Raw genomic sequence first — 16,391 nt, 5'->3', positions numbered from 1 at the left:
TCCTTGCAGGTTGTGCCTATTTCAATGCGTGGAAGGGCCGGCCCAGGCTGGCGGGGGCCGCGCCCGCGCCCGAGCGGCCGAATTTCTGCCGGGCCGAAATCAGCACCAGCACGAAGATCGTGGCAAGATAGGGCGCCATGGACAGCAGCTGCACCGGCACCGCGACCCCGGCCGCCTGCAGCCGCAGCTGCAAGACGGTGACGCCGCCGAAGAGCCAGGCCCCGGCCAGCACGCCCCAGGGGTTCCATTGCGCAAAGACCACGATGGCCAGCGCGATCCAGCCGGCGCCGGCCGTCATGCCCTCGGTCCATTGCAGCACGGTGGCGATCGAGATATAGGCGCCGCCCATCCCGGCCAGCGCGCCGCCGAAGCCGATGGCAAGGACGCGCATCCGCCGCACCGGATAGCCCAGGCCATGGGCGGCGTCGTGGTTTTCGCCCACCGCGCGCAGGATCAGGCCCGGCCGGGTGCGGGCCAGGAACCACCAGACCAGCGGCACCAGCGCGATGCCCAGCCAGATCATCCAGTTCAGGCCCAGCGGGCCGGGCATCATCGCCGGGGCCTTCATCCCCTCATAGGGCTTGCCGAACATCGCGGTCAGGCCCAGGCCGAACAGCGTCAGCGCCAGCCCCGTCGCCACCTGGTTCGACAGCAGGAATTGGGTCAGCGCCGCGAATGTCATGGACACCGCCGCACCGGCCAGGGCCGCGGCCAGAAAGCCCAGGGCGGGGCTGCCGCTGGCATGGGCGGCGGCGAAACCGGCCAGCGCGCCGGTGATCATCATGCCCTCGACGCCCAGGTTCAGCACGCCCGCACGCTCGACCACCAATTCGCCAAGCGCGGCGAACAGGATCGGCGTCGCGGCGCCGAGCAGCAGGATGAAGACGGAAAGCGGGTCGATCATCATGCGCGCCTCCGAATGCGGTAGCGGGTCAGAAGGTCGAAGCCGAGCAGGAAGAACAGAAGCATCCCCTGAAAGACCTGCACCGTCGCCGCGGGCAGGTTCAGCATCATCTGCGCCAGCTCGCCGCCGATATAGGTCAGCGCCATGAGCAGTCCCGCCAGCAGGATGCCCAGCGGATGCAGCCGGCCCAGGAAGGCCACGATGATCGCGGTAAAGCCGTAGCCCGAGCCGAAGCTTTCGGTGATCTGCCCGGCCGGGCCCGCGACCTCGAAGAGACCCGCCAGCCCCGCCAGCGCGCCCGAGACGCCCAGGCACAGCGCCACCAGCCGCTCGGGGCGGACGCCGGCAAAGCGGGCGGCGCGGGGGGCGGCGCCGGCGGTGCGGATGTGAAAGCCCAGGACATGGCGTGACATGACGAACCAGGTCGCCGCAAGGGCCAGGATCGCCGCCACGCCGCCCCAATGCAGGCCGGAATTGGCGATAAGCTCGGGGTTCGAGGCGGGCTCGTATTGCTGCAGGTTGCGCGAGCCGGGGAAGTTGAAGCCCTCGGGGTTCTTCATCGGGCCGAAGGCCATCCAGGCCGCGATGCGCTGCGCGACATAGACCAGCATCAGCGAGACCAGGATCTCGGACGCGCCGAACCAGTTGCGCAGCATCGCCGGGACCATGCCCCAGGCCCAGCCGCCCGCCGCGCCGGCCAGGATCATCGCCGGAAAGATCCAGAAGGCGTCCAGCGGATAGGCGGCCAGCGCCACCGCCGCGCCGCAGATCGCGCCGATGATGTATTGCCCCTCGGCGCCGATGTTCCAGATCCCGGCGCGGAACCCCAGGGCCAGGCCCGAGGCGATCAGGATCAGCGGCCCGGCCTTGACCAGAAGCTGCGGGCGCGAATAGCCGGCGGCGGGGCCGAACAGCGGATCCCAGAAGATGGTGCGGATCGCGGCCAGCGGGTCGAAGCCCATGGCGGCGAACAGCCCGCCGCCGACGATCATGGTGGCCAGGACGGCCAGGATGGGCGTCGCCACCTGCCAGAGCAGCGGGGCGCTGGCGCGGGGCTCAAGCCGGAACATGCGCCACCTCCATGCCATGGGCGCCGCCCAGCATCAGCCCGATCTCCTCGACCGTCAGCCCCTCGGTCGGGCGGGGCGCGGACAGCCGGCCCTGGTTCAGGGCGCAGAAGCGGTCCGAAAGCTCCAGCAATTCGTCCAGGTCCTGGCTGATGACGATCAGCCCGGCGCCCTGCGCCGCCAGGTCCAGCAGCGCCTGGCGGATGGCGGCGGCGGCGCCGGCATCGACGCCCCAGGTCGGCTGGTTGACGACCAGCACCCGCGGCCGGCCTAGCACCTCGCGGCCGATGACGAATTTCTGCAGATTGCCGCCCGACAGCGCGCCGGCTGCGGTATCCGGGCCGGGGGTGCGCACGTCGAAGGCGCGGATTACCTCTTGCGCGAAACCCGTGGCGGCCTTGCGGTCGATCAGCCCGCGGCGGATCAGGCCCTGCCGGGCGCCTGCGGTCAGCAGCGTGTTTTCCGCCAGGCTGAACTCGGGCACGGCGGCATGGCCCAGCCGGTCCTCGGGCGCGGCCAGCAGGCCGGCGCGGCGCCGCGCCTCGGGGCCGGCGCGGGACAGGTCGCGGCCCTCCAGCGCGACGGTGCCGGGGGCGGTCAGCGTCTCGCCCGACAGCGCCGAAAGCAGTTCCTCCTGCCCGTTGCCGGCGACGCCGCCGATGCCCAGGATCTCGCCCGAGCGCAGGGTCAGGCCGATCTGCTTCAGCGCCATGCCCTCGCCGCCCGGCGTGGACAGGGCCCGGACCTCCAGCACCGGGGCGGCGGGCTTGCGGCCGGAACGGTCCACCAGCCGCATTTCGGCCCCGACCATCATCGCCGCCAGTTCGCGGGCGGAATGGGCGCGCGGATCGACCGTGCCCACCAGCTTGCCCTGGCGCAGGATGGTGGCGCGGTCGCAATGGCTGCGGATCTCTTCCAGCTTGTGGCTGATATACAGGATCGCCGTGCCGGCCCCGGCCAGTTGCCGCAGGGTGGCGAACAGGATCTCGGCCTCCTGCGGGGTCAGGACCGAGGTCGGCTCGTCCATGATCAGCAGCCGCGGGTGCTGCAGCAGGCAGCGCAGGATCTCGACCCGCTGCCGCTCGCCCGCCGAAAGGCTGGCGATGCGGCGGGCGGGGTTCAGCGGCAGGCCGTAGCCCTGCGACAGCTCGGCGATGCGGCGGGCAAGCTCGGGCCGGGGCGGCGGATTCTCCATCCCCAGCGCGATGTTTTCCGCAACCGTCATTGCGTCGAACAGGCTGAAATGCTGGAACACCATGGCGACGCCCGCGGCACGGGCCGCGCGCGGGTCATGCGGCGCGTAAGGCGCGCCCAGCAGCGCCATATGCCCCTCATCCGGCCGCACGAGGCCATAGATCATCTTGACCAGCGTGGACTTGCCCGCGCCGTTCTCGCCCAGAAGGGCGTGGATCTCGCCCGCCTCGACCCCGAACGAGATGTCGTCATTGGCGCGCACGCCGGGATAGGTCTTGCCCAGGCCCTCGGCCCGGAAAACATTCGTCACTGTCGCGCGCCTCGCTGCTTTTTGCGCAAGATTAGCGGTTTTCCGCCGAGGGGCAATTGCACAGTTGGGCAGGTCGCCCCTAGATTGGCGCCATGCCTGAAAATTCCCCCCGATTCATCCACCTGCGCACCCATTCCGAACATTCGCTGCTGGAAGGCGCGGTGCCGGTCAAGAAACTTGCCGATCTCGCGGCGCAAAACGGCATGCCCGCCGTGGCGCTGACCGACAGCAACGCCTTGTTCGCGGCGCTGGAATTTTCGGTCAAGGCCCAGGACGCGGGGGTGCAGCCGATCATCGGCTGCCAGGTCACGCTGGCGGCTGATGTCACCGGCCCGGTGGTGCTGCTGGCGCAGAACGAGGCCGGCTGGCTGAACCTGATGGCGCTTTCGACCTGCCTTTACCTGCGCGACGACCACGCCTTGCCGCATGTGACGGTCGAGGAACTGGAAACCCATGCCGAGGGGCTGATCTGCCTGACCGGCGCCGCCGGCGGCCCGCTGGGCCAGCTGGTGCTGCAAGGCCGGCAGGCCGAGGCGCGCGGGCTGGCGGAAAGGCTCGCCGCCGCCTTCCCGACCCGGCTTTACGTCGAACTGCAGCGCCATCACGACGCCGAGGGCCAGCCGGTCCCCGAAGAGGCGGGTTCCGAAGGCGGCATGATCGACATCGCCTATGCGCTGGACCTGCCGCTGGTCGCGACCAACGACGTCTATTTCCCCAAGCCCGAGCTTTTCGACGCCCATGACGCGCTGATCTGCATCTCAGAACGCGCCTATGTCGACCAGACCGCGCCGCGCCGCCGGCTGACGCCGCAGCATTACTTCAAGTCCGCGGCCGAGATGGCGACCCTGTTCGCCGACCTGCCCGAGGCGGTGCAGAACACCGTCGAGATCGCCCGCCGCTGCGCCTTTGCCGTCAAGAAGCACAAGCCGATCCTGCCGCGCTTTGCGGATGACGAGGTCGAGGAACTGCGCCGCCAGGCCTGGGACGGCTTGCGCGCCCGGCTGGCGGTGATCCCGCATTCCGCGACGGTCGAGGAATACGAGGAGCGGTTGCGCTTCGAGCTGGGCATCATCGAGCAGATGGGCTTTCCCGGCTATTTCCTGATCGTGGCCGATTTCATCAAATGGGCCAAGGAACACGGTATCCCGGTGGGGCCCGGCCGGGGCTCGGGCGCGGGTTCGCTCGTCGCCTATGCTCTGACGATTACCGACCTTGATCCAATACGTTACAGCCTGCTCTTCGAGCGGTTCCTGAACCCGGAGCGGGTGTCGATGCCCGACTTCGACATCGACTTCTGCATGGATCGCCGCGAGGAGGTGATCCAATACGTGCAAGAGAAATACGGCCGCGACAAGGTGGGCCAGATCATCACCTTCGGCGCGCTTTTGTCCAAGGCGGCGGTGCGCGACGTGGGAAGGGTGCTGCAGCTGCCCTTCGGACAGGTGGACCGGCTTTCCAAGATGATCCCGGTCGAAGGGGTCAAGCCGGTCAGCGTCACCAAGGCGCTGGCCGACGAGCCGCGCCTGCGCGAGGCCGCGCGCGAGGAGGTGGTCGGCCGCCTGCTGGACTATGCCGCCAAGATCGAGGGGCTGCTCAGGAACGCCTCGACCCATGCCGCCGGCGTGGTGATCGGCGACCGGCCGCTGCACCGGCTGGTGCCGCTTTACCGCGACCCGGCCTCCGACATGCCGGCCACGCAGTTCAACATGAAATGGGTCGAGCAGGCGGGGCTGGTCAAGTTCGACTTCCTGGGCCTCAAGACGCTGACGGTGATCCAGAACGCCGTGGACCTGATCAACGCGGGCGGCCGGCCGCTGCATGTCGCGGCCGACGGTCGGATGCTTTACGAGCCGGCGAAAGGGGCCGAGAACCAGATCAACGCCATCCCGCTGGACGACAAGCCCAGCTACGACCTGTTCGCCAGCGCCCGCACGGTCGCGGTGTTCCAGGTCGAAAGCTCGGGCATGATGGACGCGCTGCGGCGCATGAAGCCCACCTGCATCGAGGACATCGTGGCGCTGGTGGCGCTGTATCGCCCCGGTCCGATGGAGAACATCCCGACCTATTGCGAGGTGAAGAACGGCCTGCGACCCCTTGAATCCATTCATCCTTCCATCGACCATATCCTGGCCGAGACCCAAGGCATCATCGTCTACCAGGAACAGGTGATGCAGATCGCGCAGGTCATGGCCGGCTATTCGCTGGGCGGCGCCGACCTGCTTCGCCGCGCGATGGGCAAGAAGATCGCCGAAGAGATGGCCAAGGAGCGGCCCAAGTTCGTCGAAGGCTGCAAGGCGCAGGGAATCGACGCGAAGAAGGCCGGAGAGGTCTTTGACCTGCTTGAGAAGTTCGCGAACTACGGCTTCAACAAGTCCCATGCCGCGGCCTATGCCGTGGTCAGCTACCAGACCGCCTGGCTGAAGGCGAACCACCCGGTCGAGTTCATGGCCGCGGTGATGAACTGCGATATCCACCTGACCGACAAGCTCGCCGTCTACAAGCGCGAGGCCGACCGCATGGGGATCGAGACGGTCGCGCCCTGCGTCAACCGCTCCGAGGCCATGTTCAGCGTCAAGGAGGGCAAGATCGTCTATGCCCTTGGCGCGCTGAAGGGCGTGGGGGTCGAGGCGATGAACCTGATCGTGCAGGCCCGCGGCGACCGGCCCTTTGCCGACATGCAGGACTTTGCCCGCCGGGTGGACATGCGCCGCGTCGGCAAGCGGCCGCTGGAGATGCTGGCCCGCGCCGGCGCCTTCGACGCGCTCGAGCCGAACCGCGCCCGCGTGTTGAAGGCGCTGGACGGGCTGGTGGCCTGGTCGGCGGCGGTGCAGGAGGCGGCGGCCTCCAGCCAGTCCTCGCTTTTCGGCGGGGGCGAGGATCTGCCGCCGCCGCGCCCGGTCGCGGCGCCCGTCTGGATGCCGGCCGAGAAACTGGCCGAGGAACATGCGGCCGTGGGCTTCTACCTGTCCGGGCATCCGCTGGACGACTACCAGCCGGCGCTGCGCCGCAAGGGGGTGCAGACGCTCGCCGAGGTGACGCAGGCGGCGCAGGACGGCGCGCTGGTGGCGCAGCTGGCCGGCACCGTGGCGCACCGGCAGGAAAAGAAATCCGCCCGCGGCACCCGTTTCGCCTTTGTCGGCCTGTCCGACCCGACCGGGCTTTACGAGGTCACGGTGTTTTCCGACACGCTGGATGCGCATCGCCAGCACCTGGAGCCGGGCGAGAACGTGGTCTTGCAGGTGCAGGTCGAGCCTTCGGGCGACCAGGTCAAGCTGCTGGCGCGCTCGGTCATGCCGCTGGATCAGGCGGTGGCCGATGCCGGCGCGAACCGCCTGGCGGTCGAGATCGCCGGGCTGGACGCCGTCCCCGCCGTCGCCGAGGCGCTGGAGCGCATCCTGGCCGAGCTGAACGTGCCGCCGCGCGCCCGCGGCCCCATCGCGCTGCGGCTGAAGGACGGGGCCGACCTGGTCGATATCGAGATCGCCGAGGACGTGCCGCTGACCACGCCCGCCCGCCAGGCCCTGCGCGTGATCCCCGGCGTGCTCGAGGTGCTGGAGGAATAGGCGGCCGAAGCTGCCGGGGCGTTCCCGGCCCGGCCATGTGCAAGCCGTGCCGTGGGCGTCAGCTTGCGCCCTTGCCGGCCGGCAGGTGGTGCAGCAGCGAGGAACAGGCGCCCATGATATGGGCATAGACCAGTTCGCCCGCCCTTTCCGCATCGCCGGCCCGGCAGGCGGCAAGGATCTCGCGATGTTCGCGGTCGGCGGTGCCTTGCCCGTGCGACAGGGACAGCTGGATGCGCAGATAGCGTTCCAGCCGGTCGTTCACCGCGCGGATCGTGCTGACCAGGAACGGGCGCTGCGCATCCAGATAAAGGCGGCTGTGGAACTGCCAGTTCAGCGCCGACCATTGCGCCACATCGGTTTCCCTGGCGAAGGCGTCGCAGAAAGCCTGGGCCTCGGCAAAGGTTTCGGGCGTCATATGCGGCACCGACAGCCGGATGGCGTTCGATTCGAGGATGGCGCGGGTTTCGAAGATCTGGGCGATCTCGGGTTCGGAGACCGCGGTGACGATGGCGCCCTTGTTGCGCTGGAACTCGACCAGGCCCTCGGCCTCCAGCCGCTTCAGCGCCTCGCGCACCGGGATCTTGCTGACGTTGAACATCCTGGCGACATCGTCCTGGCGGATCGGCTCGCCCTCGTCCAGCGAGCCGTCGGCGATGGAATCGCGGATGAATTTCAGGATGATGTCCGAGGCGGTGGGCGCCTTGCCAAGGTTGGGAACCTCTGCGTCCTTGAATGGCATTCCGCTCTCCCGCAATTCCGCGGCCTCGGCCGCCCGCGAAAGATATGGTAGCCGATATTCGGCTGCAAGGGATGGGCACGCCCCCAGCCGCTTGACAGGTCGGGGCGGAACCGGCAAGCTGGGTTTGGAATATGGTATACGAAATATAATCCTATGCCCGTTCCCCGGATCGAGGAAAAGATGCGCAGCTCCAGACTCGTGCATGTCGTGTCCTGCCATGCGGAAGGCGAGGTCGGCGACGTCATCGTCGGCGGGGTGGCCCCGCCGCCCGGCGAGACGCTCTGGGACCGAGTTCCATTGCCGCATCGACGGCGAAACCCAGGTGAACGGCAGGCCGGCGATAAGCCCGATCATCTCGGGCCGCGCCTGGGTGGTGGGCACCCGGCAACTGATGGTCGATCCCGCCGACCCTTTCCAGGGCGGCTATCGCCTGTCGGATACTTGGCCCATGGGCATGTGACGGAGGCATGACACGATGACGGGCGCGAAGGTTCCGCAATTCCTGTCCTACGCGGCCGCGATCGGCCGGCTAAGCTGGCGCGATGCCGTCGAGGCGCTGCGGCAGGGCCATGCGCTGCCCCCGGCCGAGATCCGCGACGTGTTCCTGGGCCCGCCCACCGGCACGATGATGAGCCGCTCGGCCCTCATCGAGGGGCTGGGCTACGGGGCCAAGACCTTCACCGTCTGCGACGGCAATGCGGCCAAGGGGCTGCCCACGGTGCAGGGGGCGATGCTGGTCTTCGACAAGGATACGGGCGCGCTGCAGGCCATCGTGGACAGCCCGCTCGTGACCGAGATCAAGACCGCCGCCGATTCCGTCCTCGGCGCCAGCCTGCTGGCGCGGCCGGACAGCCGGCACCTGCTGGTCGTCGGCGCGGGCACGGTCGCGGCCAGCCTGGTCAGGGCCTATACAGCGGTGCTGCCGGGGATCGAGCGCGTCTCGGTCTGGTCGCGCCGACCGGAGCAGGCGCAGGCGCTGGTGGCCGGGCTGGGCGGCGTCGCAGCCGATCTCCAGCCGGCGCCGGACCTGCGCGCGGCGGTCGGGCAGGCCGACATCGTCTCGGCCGCCACTATGGCGCGGCAGCCGGTGATCCTGGGCGACTGGGTCCGGCCCGGCACCCATGTCGACCTGATCGGCGCCTTCAAGGCCGACATGCGCGAGGCCGACGATGCGCTGATGGCCAGGGCCGCGCTGTTCGTGGACAGCCGCGCGACCACGCTGGGCCATATCGGCGAGCTGACGATGCCCATCGCCTCGGGCGCGATCACGGCCGAAAGCGTGCTGGGCGACTTCTACGACCTGCTGCGCCCCGGTGCCCGCCGGCGCCGCTCGGATGACGAGATCACCGTGTTCAAGAACGGCGGCGGCGCGCATCTGGACCTGATGATCGCGTCCTGGATCGCGCGGGTGATGGCGGCGTAAGCGGTCAACCCAGGCGGAAGTTCTGCTCGACCACCGCCTCCATCGAGACATGGCTCGAGGTGTTGCTGACATGGGGCAGGGTCGAGATCTTCTCGGCCAGGATGCGGCGGAAATCGGCCATGTCGCGCGAGCGGACCTTCATCAGGTAGTCGCAGCCGCCGGCGATCATGTAGCATTCCTCGACCTCGGGGATGGCGCGGACGGCGGCGTTGAACTGCTGCAGCGCATGTTCGCGGGTGTCGTTCATGCTGACCTCGACATAGGTCACATGGGTCAGGCCCAGCTTCAGGGGCGACAGGATGGCGCGATAGCCGGTGATCAGGCCGATCTCTTCCAGATGCCGGATGCGCTGCGCCACCGGGGTCTTGGACAGCCCAACCCGGCGCGCCAGTTCGGCGATGGGGATGCGCGCGTTCTGCGTCAGCTCCGCCAGGATCTTGCGGTCCTGCGTGTCCAGATCCGGGTCCATACTGAAAATCGCCTCGAATTTGTTCCATTATCCTACCTGCTGGCCGATATTCAGGCGCACCGCCTGGCAGCCATCTGGTATTCCTGTCCTATCGAATAAGGAGATCGGCATGATACGTGTCAACCCCACCGAGCTTTCCGACGCGTTTTCCACCCAGGCGAAATTCGCCGACGAGGCGGAACTGCTGAACCGGCTGGTCGCGCAGGCCGCGCTGAGCCCCGAGGCCCGCGCCGCCATCACCGGCCGCGCCGCCGACCTGGTGCGCCGCATCCGCGCCGAGGCCAAGCCGACAATGATGGAGCATTTCCTGGCCGAATACGGCCTGTCCACGCGTGAAGGCGTGGCGCTGATGTGCCTGGCCGAGGCTATGCTGCGCGTCCCCGACCGCATGACCATCGACGCGCTGATCGAGGACAAGATCGCGCCCTCGGACTGGGGCCGGCACCTGGGCGAGGCGTCCTCGTCGCTGGTCAATGCCTCGACCTGGGCGCTGATGCTGACCGGCAAGGTGCTGGACGACGACCAGGGCGGCATCGCCGGCACCCTGCGCGGCGCCGTGCGGCGGCTGGGCGAGCCGGTGATCCGCGCCGCCGTCGGCCGGGCGATGAAGGAAATGGGCCGGCAGTTCGTGCTGGGCGAGACCATCCAGAAGGCGCTGGAGCGCGCCAGGCAGCGCGAGGCGCAGGGCTTTACCTACAGCTACGACATGCTGGGCGAGGCGGCGATGACCGGGCTCGATGCCGCGCGCTATGCCCGCGCCTATGCCGACGCCATCGCCGCCATCGCCAGGGCCTGCGACAAGGGCTCGGTCGAGATGAACCCCGGCATCTCGATCAAGCTTTCGGCGCTGCATCCGCGCTATGAGGTGGCGCAGGAAACCCGCGTCATGGCCGAGCTGGTGCCGGTGGTGCTGTCGCTGGCCCGCCAGGCCAAGGCCGCCGGCATGGGCATGAACATCGACGCCGAGGAACAGGACCGGCTGGTGATCTCGCTGAAGGTGATCGAGGCGGTGCTGTCGGACCCCTCGCTGGCCGGCTGGGACGGGTTCGGCGTGGTGGTGCAGGCTTACGGCAAGCGCGCGGGCCAGGTCATCGACTGGCTTTACACCACCGCCGAGCGGCTGGACCGGCGCATCATGGTGCGGCTGGTCAAGGGCGCCTATTGGGACACCGAGATCAAGCGTGCCCAGGTCGAGGGTTTCGACGGCTTCCCGCTGTTCACCAGCAAGGTCGCGACCGACGTCAGCTATATCGCCCATGCCCGCAAGCTGATCGGCTACGCCGACCGCATCTATCCGCAATTCGCCACCCATAACGCCCAGACCGTCGCGGCGATCCTGGAAATGGCCGGCGACATCCCCTTCGAGTTCCAGCGCCTGCATGGCATGGGCGAGCGGCTGCACGACATCGTGCTGCGCGACTATAACGGCCGCTGCCGCATCTATGCCCCGGTCGGCGCGCATCGCGACCTGCTGGCCTATCTGGTGCGGCGCCTGCTGGAGAATGGCGCGAACAGCAGCTTCGTGCATCAGATCGTGGACGAATCCGTCTCGCCCGAGGAGGTCGCGCGCGACCCGTTCGAGGCGCTGGCCGGCGCCCGTCCGCCAGCCGGGCTGGCCGCGCCCGCGGCGATCTTCGGCGAGGCCCGGCGCAATTCGCGGGGCTTCGACCTGAGCGACGAGGCGACGCTGGCCCGGATCGAGGCCGCCCGCAACGGCCCGGTGCCGGATGCCGCGCCGCTGACCGTCTCCGCCGGCTCGGGCACGCGGGTCGCGGTCGCGAACCCGGCCACGGGCGAGCTGGTCGCCCATGTGACCGAGGCCGATGCCGAGACCGTCGCCCGCGCCATCGACGACGCCCGGCCCTGGGACGCGCCCGCCGCCACCCGCGCCGCGGTGCTGCGCCGTGCAGCCGACCTTTACGAGGCGCATTTCGGCCCGATCTTCGCCGCCCTGGCGCGCGAGGCGGGCAAGACCCTGCCCGATTGCGTGGGCGAATTGCGCGAGGCCGCCGATTTCCTGCGCTATTACGCCGCCGAGGGCGAAGGGGCGACCGGCCGGCCGCGCGGGGTGATCGCGGCGATCAGCCCCTGGAACTTTCCGCTGGCGATCTTTACCGGCCAGATCGCCGCGGCGCTGATGGCGGGCAATGCCGTGCTGGCGAAGCCGGCCGAGCAGACGCCGCTGGTCGCCGCCATCGCCCTGCGGCTGCTGCACGAGGCCGGCGTTCCGGCCGGCGCGCTGCAGCTGCTGCCGGGGCAGGGCGGCACGGTGGGGGCGGCGCTGACCGCGGATTCGCGGATCAACGGCGTGGTCTTCACCGGCTCGACCGAGACGGCGCAGACCATCGCCCGCGCCATGGCCGAGCACATGGCCCCCGGCACGCCGCTGATCGCCGAGACCGGCGGGCTGAACGCGATGATCGTCGATTCCACCGCGCTGCCGGAACAGGCGGTGCGCGACATCGTCGCCTCGGCCTTCCGCTCGGCCGGGCAGCGCTGCTCGGCGCTGCGCTGCCTTTACGTGCAGGAGGACATCGCCCCGCATCTGATCGCCATGATCAAGGGCGCGATGGACGAGCTGCGGCTGGGCGATCCCTGGCGGCTTTCGACCGATGTCGGCCCGGTGATCGACGCCGAGGCGCAGGCCGGCATCGAGCGCTACCTGGAGAGCAAGGCGAACCGCATCCTGCATCGCATCTGGGCACCGAAGCAGGGCCATTTCATCGCCCCCGTGCTGCTGCGGGTCGAGGGCATCGACGACCTGGAGCGCGAGGTCTTCGGCCCGGTCCTGCATGTCGCGACCTTCCGCGCCGGCGAGCTGGAGCGCGTCGTCGCCGCGATCAACGCGCGCGGCTTCGGCCTGACCTTCGGGCTGCACACCCGCATCGATTCGCGCGTGCAGGAGGTGTCGGACGCCATCCATGCCGGCAATATCTACGTCAACCGCAACCAGATCGGCGCCGTGGTGGGCAGCCAGCCCTTTGGCGGCGAGGGGCTGTCGGGCACCGGGCCGAAGGCGGGCGGTCCGCTTTACCTGCCGCGCTTCTTCGCGCCGGCCGAGCCCGCGGCCCCGGCAGGCGGCTGGCAGGGCCCGGCCGACGAGGCGCGGCTGCGCGGCGCGCTGTCCGCCACCGTCCCAACAAGGATCGACGAGCGGCTGATGCCCGGCCCCACGGGCGAGTTGAACCGGCTTTCCGCGCATAGCCGGCCGCCGGTCCTCTGCCTCGGCCCCGGCCCGCAGGCGGTGGCGGCGCAGGTGGCGGCGGTCCAGGCGCTTGGCGGCCAGGCCGTCGGCGCCGAGGGCGAGTTGCCGCCCGAGGCGCTGACCCGGCTGCCGCAGCTTTCGGCGGTGCTGTGGTGGGGCGACGAGGCGCAAGGCCGCGCCTATGCCAGGGCGCTGGCTGCGCGTGCAGGCGCCATCGTGCCGCTGATCGGCGCCATGCCCGACCTCGCCCATGTCGCGCATGAACGCCACCTTTGCGTGGACACCACCGCCGCGGGCGGCAACGCCGCGCTGCTGGCCGGCTGAGATGACCGCAGGGGGCCCGCCGCGGCCCCCTGTTTTCCAGAAAGAGCCCGGAGGAGGCGTTCCATGAGCAATCAATCATTCCTGGCCGATGTGAACGAGATGTTCGACGTCGCGGCCTCGCGCTGCGACCTGCCCGAGGGGCTGGCCGAGAAGATCAAGGTCTGCAACGCGACCTATGTCACCCGCTTCGGCGTGCGGCTGCGCGGGCGCATGCATACCTTCACCGGCTGGCGCGCCGTGCATTCAACCCATAGCCGTCCGGCCAAGGGCGGCATCCGCTTTGCCCCCAACGCCGACCAGGACGAGGTCGAGGCGCTGGCGGCGCTGATGACCTATAAATGCGCGCTGGTGCGGCTGCCCTTCGGCGGCTCCAAGGGGGCGCTGAAGATCGACCCCGCCGACTGGACCGAGACCGAGCTGGAAAAGATCACCCGCCGCTTCGCGCAGGAGCTGATGGCGCATGAATTCCTCAGCTCGGCCGCCAACGTGCCTGCACCGGACATGGGCACGGGCGAGCTGAACATGATGTGGATCGCCGACGAATACCGTCGCGCCCGCCCGCAGGACATCAACGCGCTGGGTTGCGTCACCGGCAAGCCGGTCGGCGGCGGCGGCATCGAGGGCCGCACCGAGGCCACCGGCCGCGGCGTGCAATACGCGATCCGCGAATTCTTCCGCCATCCCGCCGACCGCGCCCGCGCCGGCTTCCAGTCCGAGATCCTGTCCGGCCTGACCTGCGTGGTGCAGGGCCTTGGAAACGTGGGCTTCCACGCCGCCAAGTTCCTGTCGCAGGAGGACGGGGTGCGCATCGTCACGGTGATCGAGCGGACGGGCGTGGTGCGCAACCCCGACGGCATCGACATCGACGCGCTCAAGGCGCATCTGGTCCAGACCGGCTCGGTCGAGGGCTTTGCCGGCGGCGCGGTCAGCCCGCCCGACATGGGGGCGCTGGCCGACGATTGCGACATCCTGGTCCCCGCCGCGGCCGAGGGCGCGATCACGGCCGAAAATGCCGCCGCCATCAAGGCGGCGCTGATCGTCGAGGCCGCCAACGGCCCCACGACCAAGGCCGCCGACACCATCCTGCGCCAGGCCGGCAAGATCATCCTGCCCGACCTCTTCGCGAATGCCGGCGGCGTGGTGGTGTCCTATTTCGAATGGGTGAAGAACCTCAGCCACATCCCCTTCGGCCTGATGGAACGGCGGCTGGAAGAGGACGAGCACCGGCTGCTGGCGCGCTCGCTGGAGCAGATGACCGGCCGGGACTTTCCCAGCGAACATGCCCGCTTCCTGGAGGCGCGCAGCGAGATCGCGCTGGTCCGCTCGGGCCTCGACGACATCATGCGCGCCGCCTATCGCCGGATGAGCGCGCTGTGGAACCGCCCCGACGGCAGCTACCCGGACCTGCGCACCGCCGCCTACGTGCTGGCCATCGACGAGGTGGCGCAGGCCTACAAGGCCATCGGGCTTTAGCCGCCGGGCCGGGGTGTCCATCGGCCCGGTCCTGCGGCCAAGGGGGAAACCGGCAGCGATAGACGGCCGGTCCTTTCGCGCCCATACCGCCCGACCCGGCGAATGATCGCGGCCTTTGCGACATGACCCGGAGGCGGCCGTATGAGCTGCTGGTGAACCATATCCAAGGCCACCGGGCTTAGGCATTCATCGGCCAGGCCTGTGGCCAATGGAGAAACCGGCCGCAATACGCGGCCGGTCCTTTCCCGCGCATATCCCCCACCCGGCGGATGATCGTGGCCCTTGAGACATGACCGGCAGGTGGCCGCGCGCGTCGCTGGTGAAACCGCTTCAGGAAAAGGATGCAATCGGCGGGTTGAACAGGCTTTCTTCGGGAATGACCCCAAGGCCCGGACCCTTGGGCAGGTCGATATGGCCGCCCGTGATGCGGATGCCGTTCTCCGGGTCGTAGGGCTGCGCGATATAGGGCTGGGCGACCCAGACGCCCTCGTTCAGCCGCGGCTGGACGGTGGCGCCGACATGGGTGCAGGCGGCGGCGATGATGTCGCCGCCCCAGGCGTCGTCGCAGGTATGGGGCAGGGCGCGCGCCTCGCAGATGTCGCGGAACGCCGCCATCGGTTGCAGCCCGCCGATGCGCGTCACCTTCATGCCGAACCCGTCGCAGAGCCCCTGGCCGGCGGCGCGGATCACGGTGGACAGATCCTCGCCGCTCTCGTCCAGGTAGATGCCGTGCTGGACGCGGCCGCGAATGGCGGCGATCTCTTCCAGCGTGTTGCAGGGCTGTTCCAGCACGAAGGGGATCTCGGGGCATTCGCGGCTGAGCCGCAGCACGTCGCGGGCGGGCAGGCTGCGGTTGCCGTCCACCGCCAGCCGCGTGCCGGTGCCGCGGATGCGCTCCCAGACCTTGCGCACGGTCTCGATGTCGATCTCGACCGGGCGCGCGCCGATCTTGATCTGCAGGCGCGGGAAGCCCTCGGCGACCTTCTCGGCGGCGATGCGGGCGATCTCGTCGGGCTGGCCGATGCCGGTGGCGTAATAGGAGGGCAGGCGCTCGGCCGCGACGCCGCCCAGCAGGTCCGCCACGCGGACGCCGTAATGCTTGCCCATCAGGTCATGGGCGGCGATGTCGATGGCCGCCTTGGCGTAGTTATGCCCGCAGAGCAGCCCGTCCATCCGGCGGCGCAGGACCAGCGGCTGCAGCGGGTTCGCGCCGATCAGGCCCGGCGCCATCTCGGCCAGCGCGGCGCGGGCGCCGGCGGCGTGGCTGGGCGCATAGGTCGGGCCGACCGGGCAGGTTTCGCCCCAGCCCACCAGCCCGCTGTCGGCAACGATCTTGACCAGCGTGCTCTGCAGCGACCAGACCGTCGAGCTGGCGATGGCATAGGGGCCGTCCCTGACCGGCAGGTCATGGGCATACAGGTGGATTTCGGCAATCTTCATGGCCTGTCCCTGTCATTTTGCTTGAGAAATGCTTTCGGGGGCGCGGTGGCCCCCGAAACCCGTCACAGGTCGATGGTAACGTTTCCGATGGGCCTTGAGCAGCAGGCGAGGATATAGCCCGCCTCGACATCCTCGTCGGTGATGCCGCCGTTATGGACCATGTGGACCTGGCCCGAGAGCCTGAGCACCTGGCAGGTGCCGCAGATGCCCATGCCGCAGCCCGAGGGGATCGGGATGCCCGCCGCCCGCGCCGTGGCCAGGATGGTCTCGGTTTGCGCGC

The 16,391-nt window shown here is 69.4% G+C and carries 11 protein-coding genes and 2 pseudogenes; 6 read left to right on the top strand and 7 right to left on the bottom strand.

Annotated elements, in window-relative coordinates; translation table 11 throughout:
• Positions 1-16: 16 nt before the first annotated feature.
• Genes IT40_RS21455 through IT40_RS21445 form a run of 3 tightly spaced genes read right to left on the bottom strand, consistent with a single transcriptional unit; the run spans position 17 to position 3,475 of the window.
• The gene (locus IT40_RS21455; RefSeq protein WP_036759569.1) at positions 17-907 is read right to left on the bottom strand and encodes an ABC transporter permease; all 891 of its coding nucleotides are present in this window, start codon (positions 905-907) and stop codon (positions 17-19) included.
• On the bottom strand, positions 904-1,974 hold the full coding sequence (locus IT40_RS21450; RefSeq protein WP_036759567.1) for an ABC transporter permease: 1,071 nt from the start codon (positions 1,972-1,974) through the stop codon (positions 904-906). Before IT40_RS21450 ends, IT40_RS21455 begins: the two co-directional genes overlap by 4 nt.
• A complete protein-coding gene (locus IT40_RS21445; protein ID WP_036759565.1) occupies positions 1,961-3,475 on the bottom strand; it encodes an ABC transporter ATP-binding protein in 1,515 nt (504 codons plus the stop codon). The genes IT40_RS21450 and IT40_RS21445 overlap by 14 nt, the downstream gene beginning before the upstream one ends.
• A 92-nt stretch (positions 3,476-3,567) precedes the next feature.
• Between IT40_RS21445 and dnaE the strand changes: the two genes are divergently transcribed.
• Positions 3,568-7,038: a DNA polymerase III subunit alpha gene (dnaE, locus tag IT40_RS21440; RefSeq protein WP_036759562.1), complete on the top strand. Its 3,471-nt coding sequence runs from the start codon at positions 3,568-3,570 to the stop codon at positions 7,036-7,038.
• Positions 7,039-7,096: 58 nt separating this feature from the next.
• Here dnaE and IT40_RS21435 read toward each other — a convergent pair whose 3' ends face one another.
• Entirely contained in the window at positions 7,097-7,777 is a 681-nt protein-coding gene (locus IT40_RS21435; RefSeq protein WP_036759597.1) for a GntR family transcriptional regulator, read from the bottom strand.
• A 180-nt stretch (positions 7,778-7,957) separates the two neighbouring features.
• Here IT40_RS21435 and IT40_RS30960 point away from each other — a divergent pair.
• The 3 genes and pseudogenes from IT40_RS30960 to IT40_RS21425 form a co-directional block, all read left to right on the top strand.
• Positions 7,958-8,068, top strand: a pseudogene (locus tag IT40_RS30960) (proline racemase family protein); the annotation flags it as partial.
• A pseudogene (locus tag IT40_RS30260) lies at positions 8,061-8,237 on the top strand (proline racemase family protein); the annotation flags it as partial. The pseudogenes IT40_RS30960 and IT40_RS30260, both read left to right, overlap by 8 nt.
• 15 nt (positions 8,238-8,252) lie before the next feature.
• Positions 8,253-9,200 carry an ornithine cyclodeaminase family protein gene (locus IT40_RS21425; RefSeq protein ID WP_052096217.1) on the top strand — a complete coding sequence of 316 codons (948 nt, stop codon included), beginning with the start codon at positions 8,253-8,255 and terminating at the stop codon, positions 9,198-9,200.
• 4 nt (positions 9,201-9,204) lie between these two features.
• Here the strand turns inward: IT40_RS21425 and IT40_RS21420 are convergent, their stop codons facing one another.
• Complete coding sequence (locus tag IT40_RS21420) at positions 9,205-9,669, bottom strand: Lrp/AsnC family transcriptional regulator (protein ID WP_036759560.1); 465 nt, start codon at positions 9,667-9,669, stop codon at positions 9,205-9,207.
• A 109-nt stretch (positions 9,670-9,778) separates the two neighbouring features.
• On the opposite strand from IT40_RS21420, the gene putA reads away from it, so the two are divergent.
• On the top strand, positions 9,779-13,198 hold the full coding sequence (gene putA, locus IT40_RS21415) for a bifunctional proline dehydrogenase/L-glutamate gamma-semialdehyde dehydrogenase PutA (RefSeq protein ID WP_036759557.1): 3,420 nt from the start codon (positions 9,779-9,781) through the stop codon (positions 13,196-13,198).
• 63 nt (positions 13,199-13,261) lie between these two features.
• Positions 13,262-14,671, top strand: a complete 1,410-nt coding sequence (locus tag IT40_RS21410; protein ID WP_036759554.1) for a Glu/Leu/Phe/Val family dehydrogenase — start codon at positions 13,262-13,264, stop codon at positions 14,669-14,671.
• Between the two features lie 330 nt (positions 14,672-15,001).
• Here IT40_RS21410 and hpbD read toward each other — a convergent pair whose 3' ends face one another.
• Both hpbD and IT40_RS21400 read right to left on the bottom strand, forming a co-directional pair.
• Positions 15,002-16,111 (bottom strand): 4-hydroxyproline betaine 2-epimerase, encoded by a 1,110-nt coding sequence (gene hpbD / locus IT40_RS21405; protein WP_036759552.1) that lies wholly within the window; start codon positions 16,109-16,111, stop codon positions 15,002-15,004.
• Between the two features lie 62 nt (positions 16,112-16,173).
• The coding region (locus IT40_RS21400; RefSeq protein WP_036758236.1) for a 2Fe-2S iron-sulfur cluster-binding protein at positions 16,174-16,391 on the bottom strand (218 nt) is incomplete at its 5' end.

This window comes from Paracoccus versutus (assembly GCF_000763885.1).
Lineage (GTDB): Bacteria > Pseudomonadota > Alphaproteobacteria > Rhodobacterales > Rhodobacteraceae > Paracoccus > Paracoccus versutus.
The sequence above is the reverse complement of the archived record's forward strand: the minus strand, read 5'-3'. Positions and strand labels throughout refer to the sequence as shown.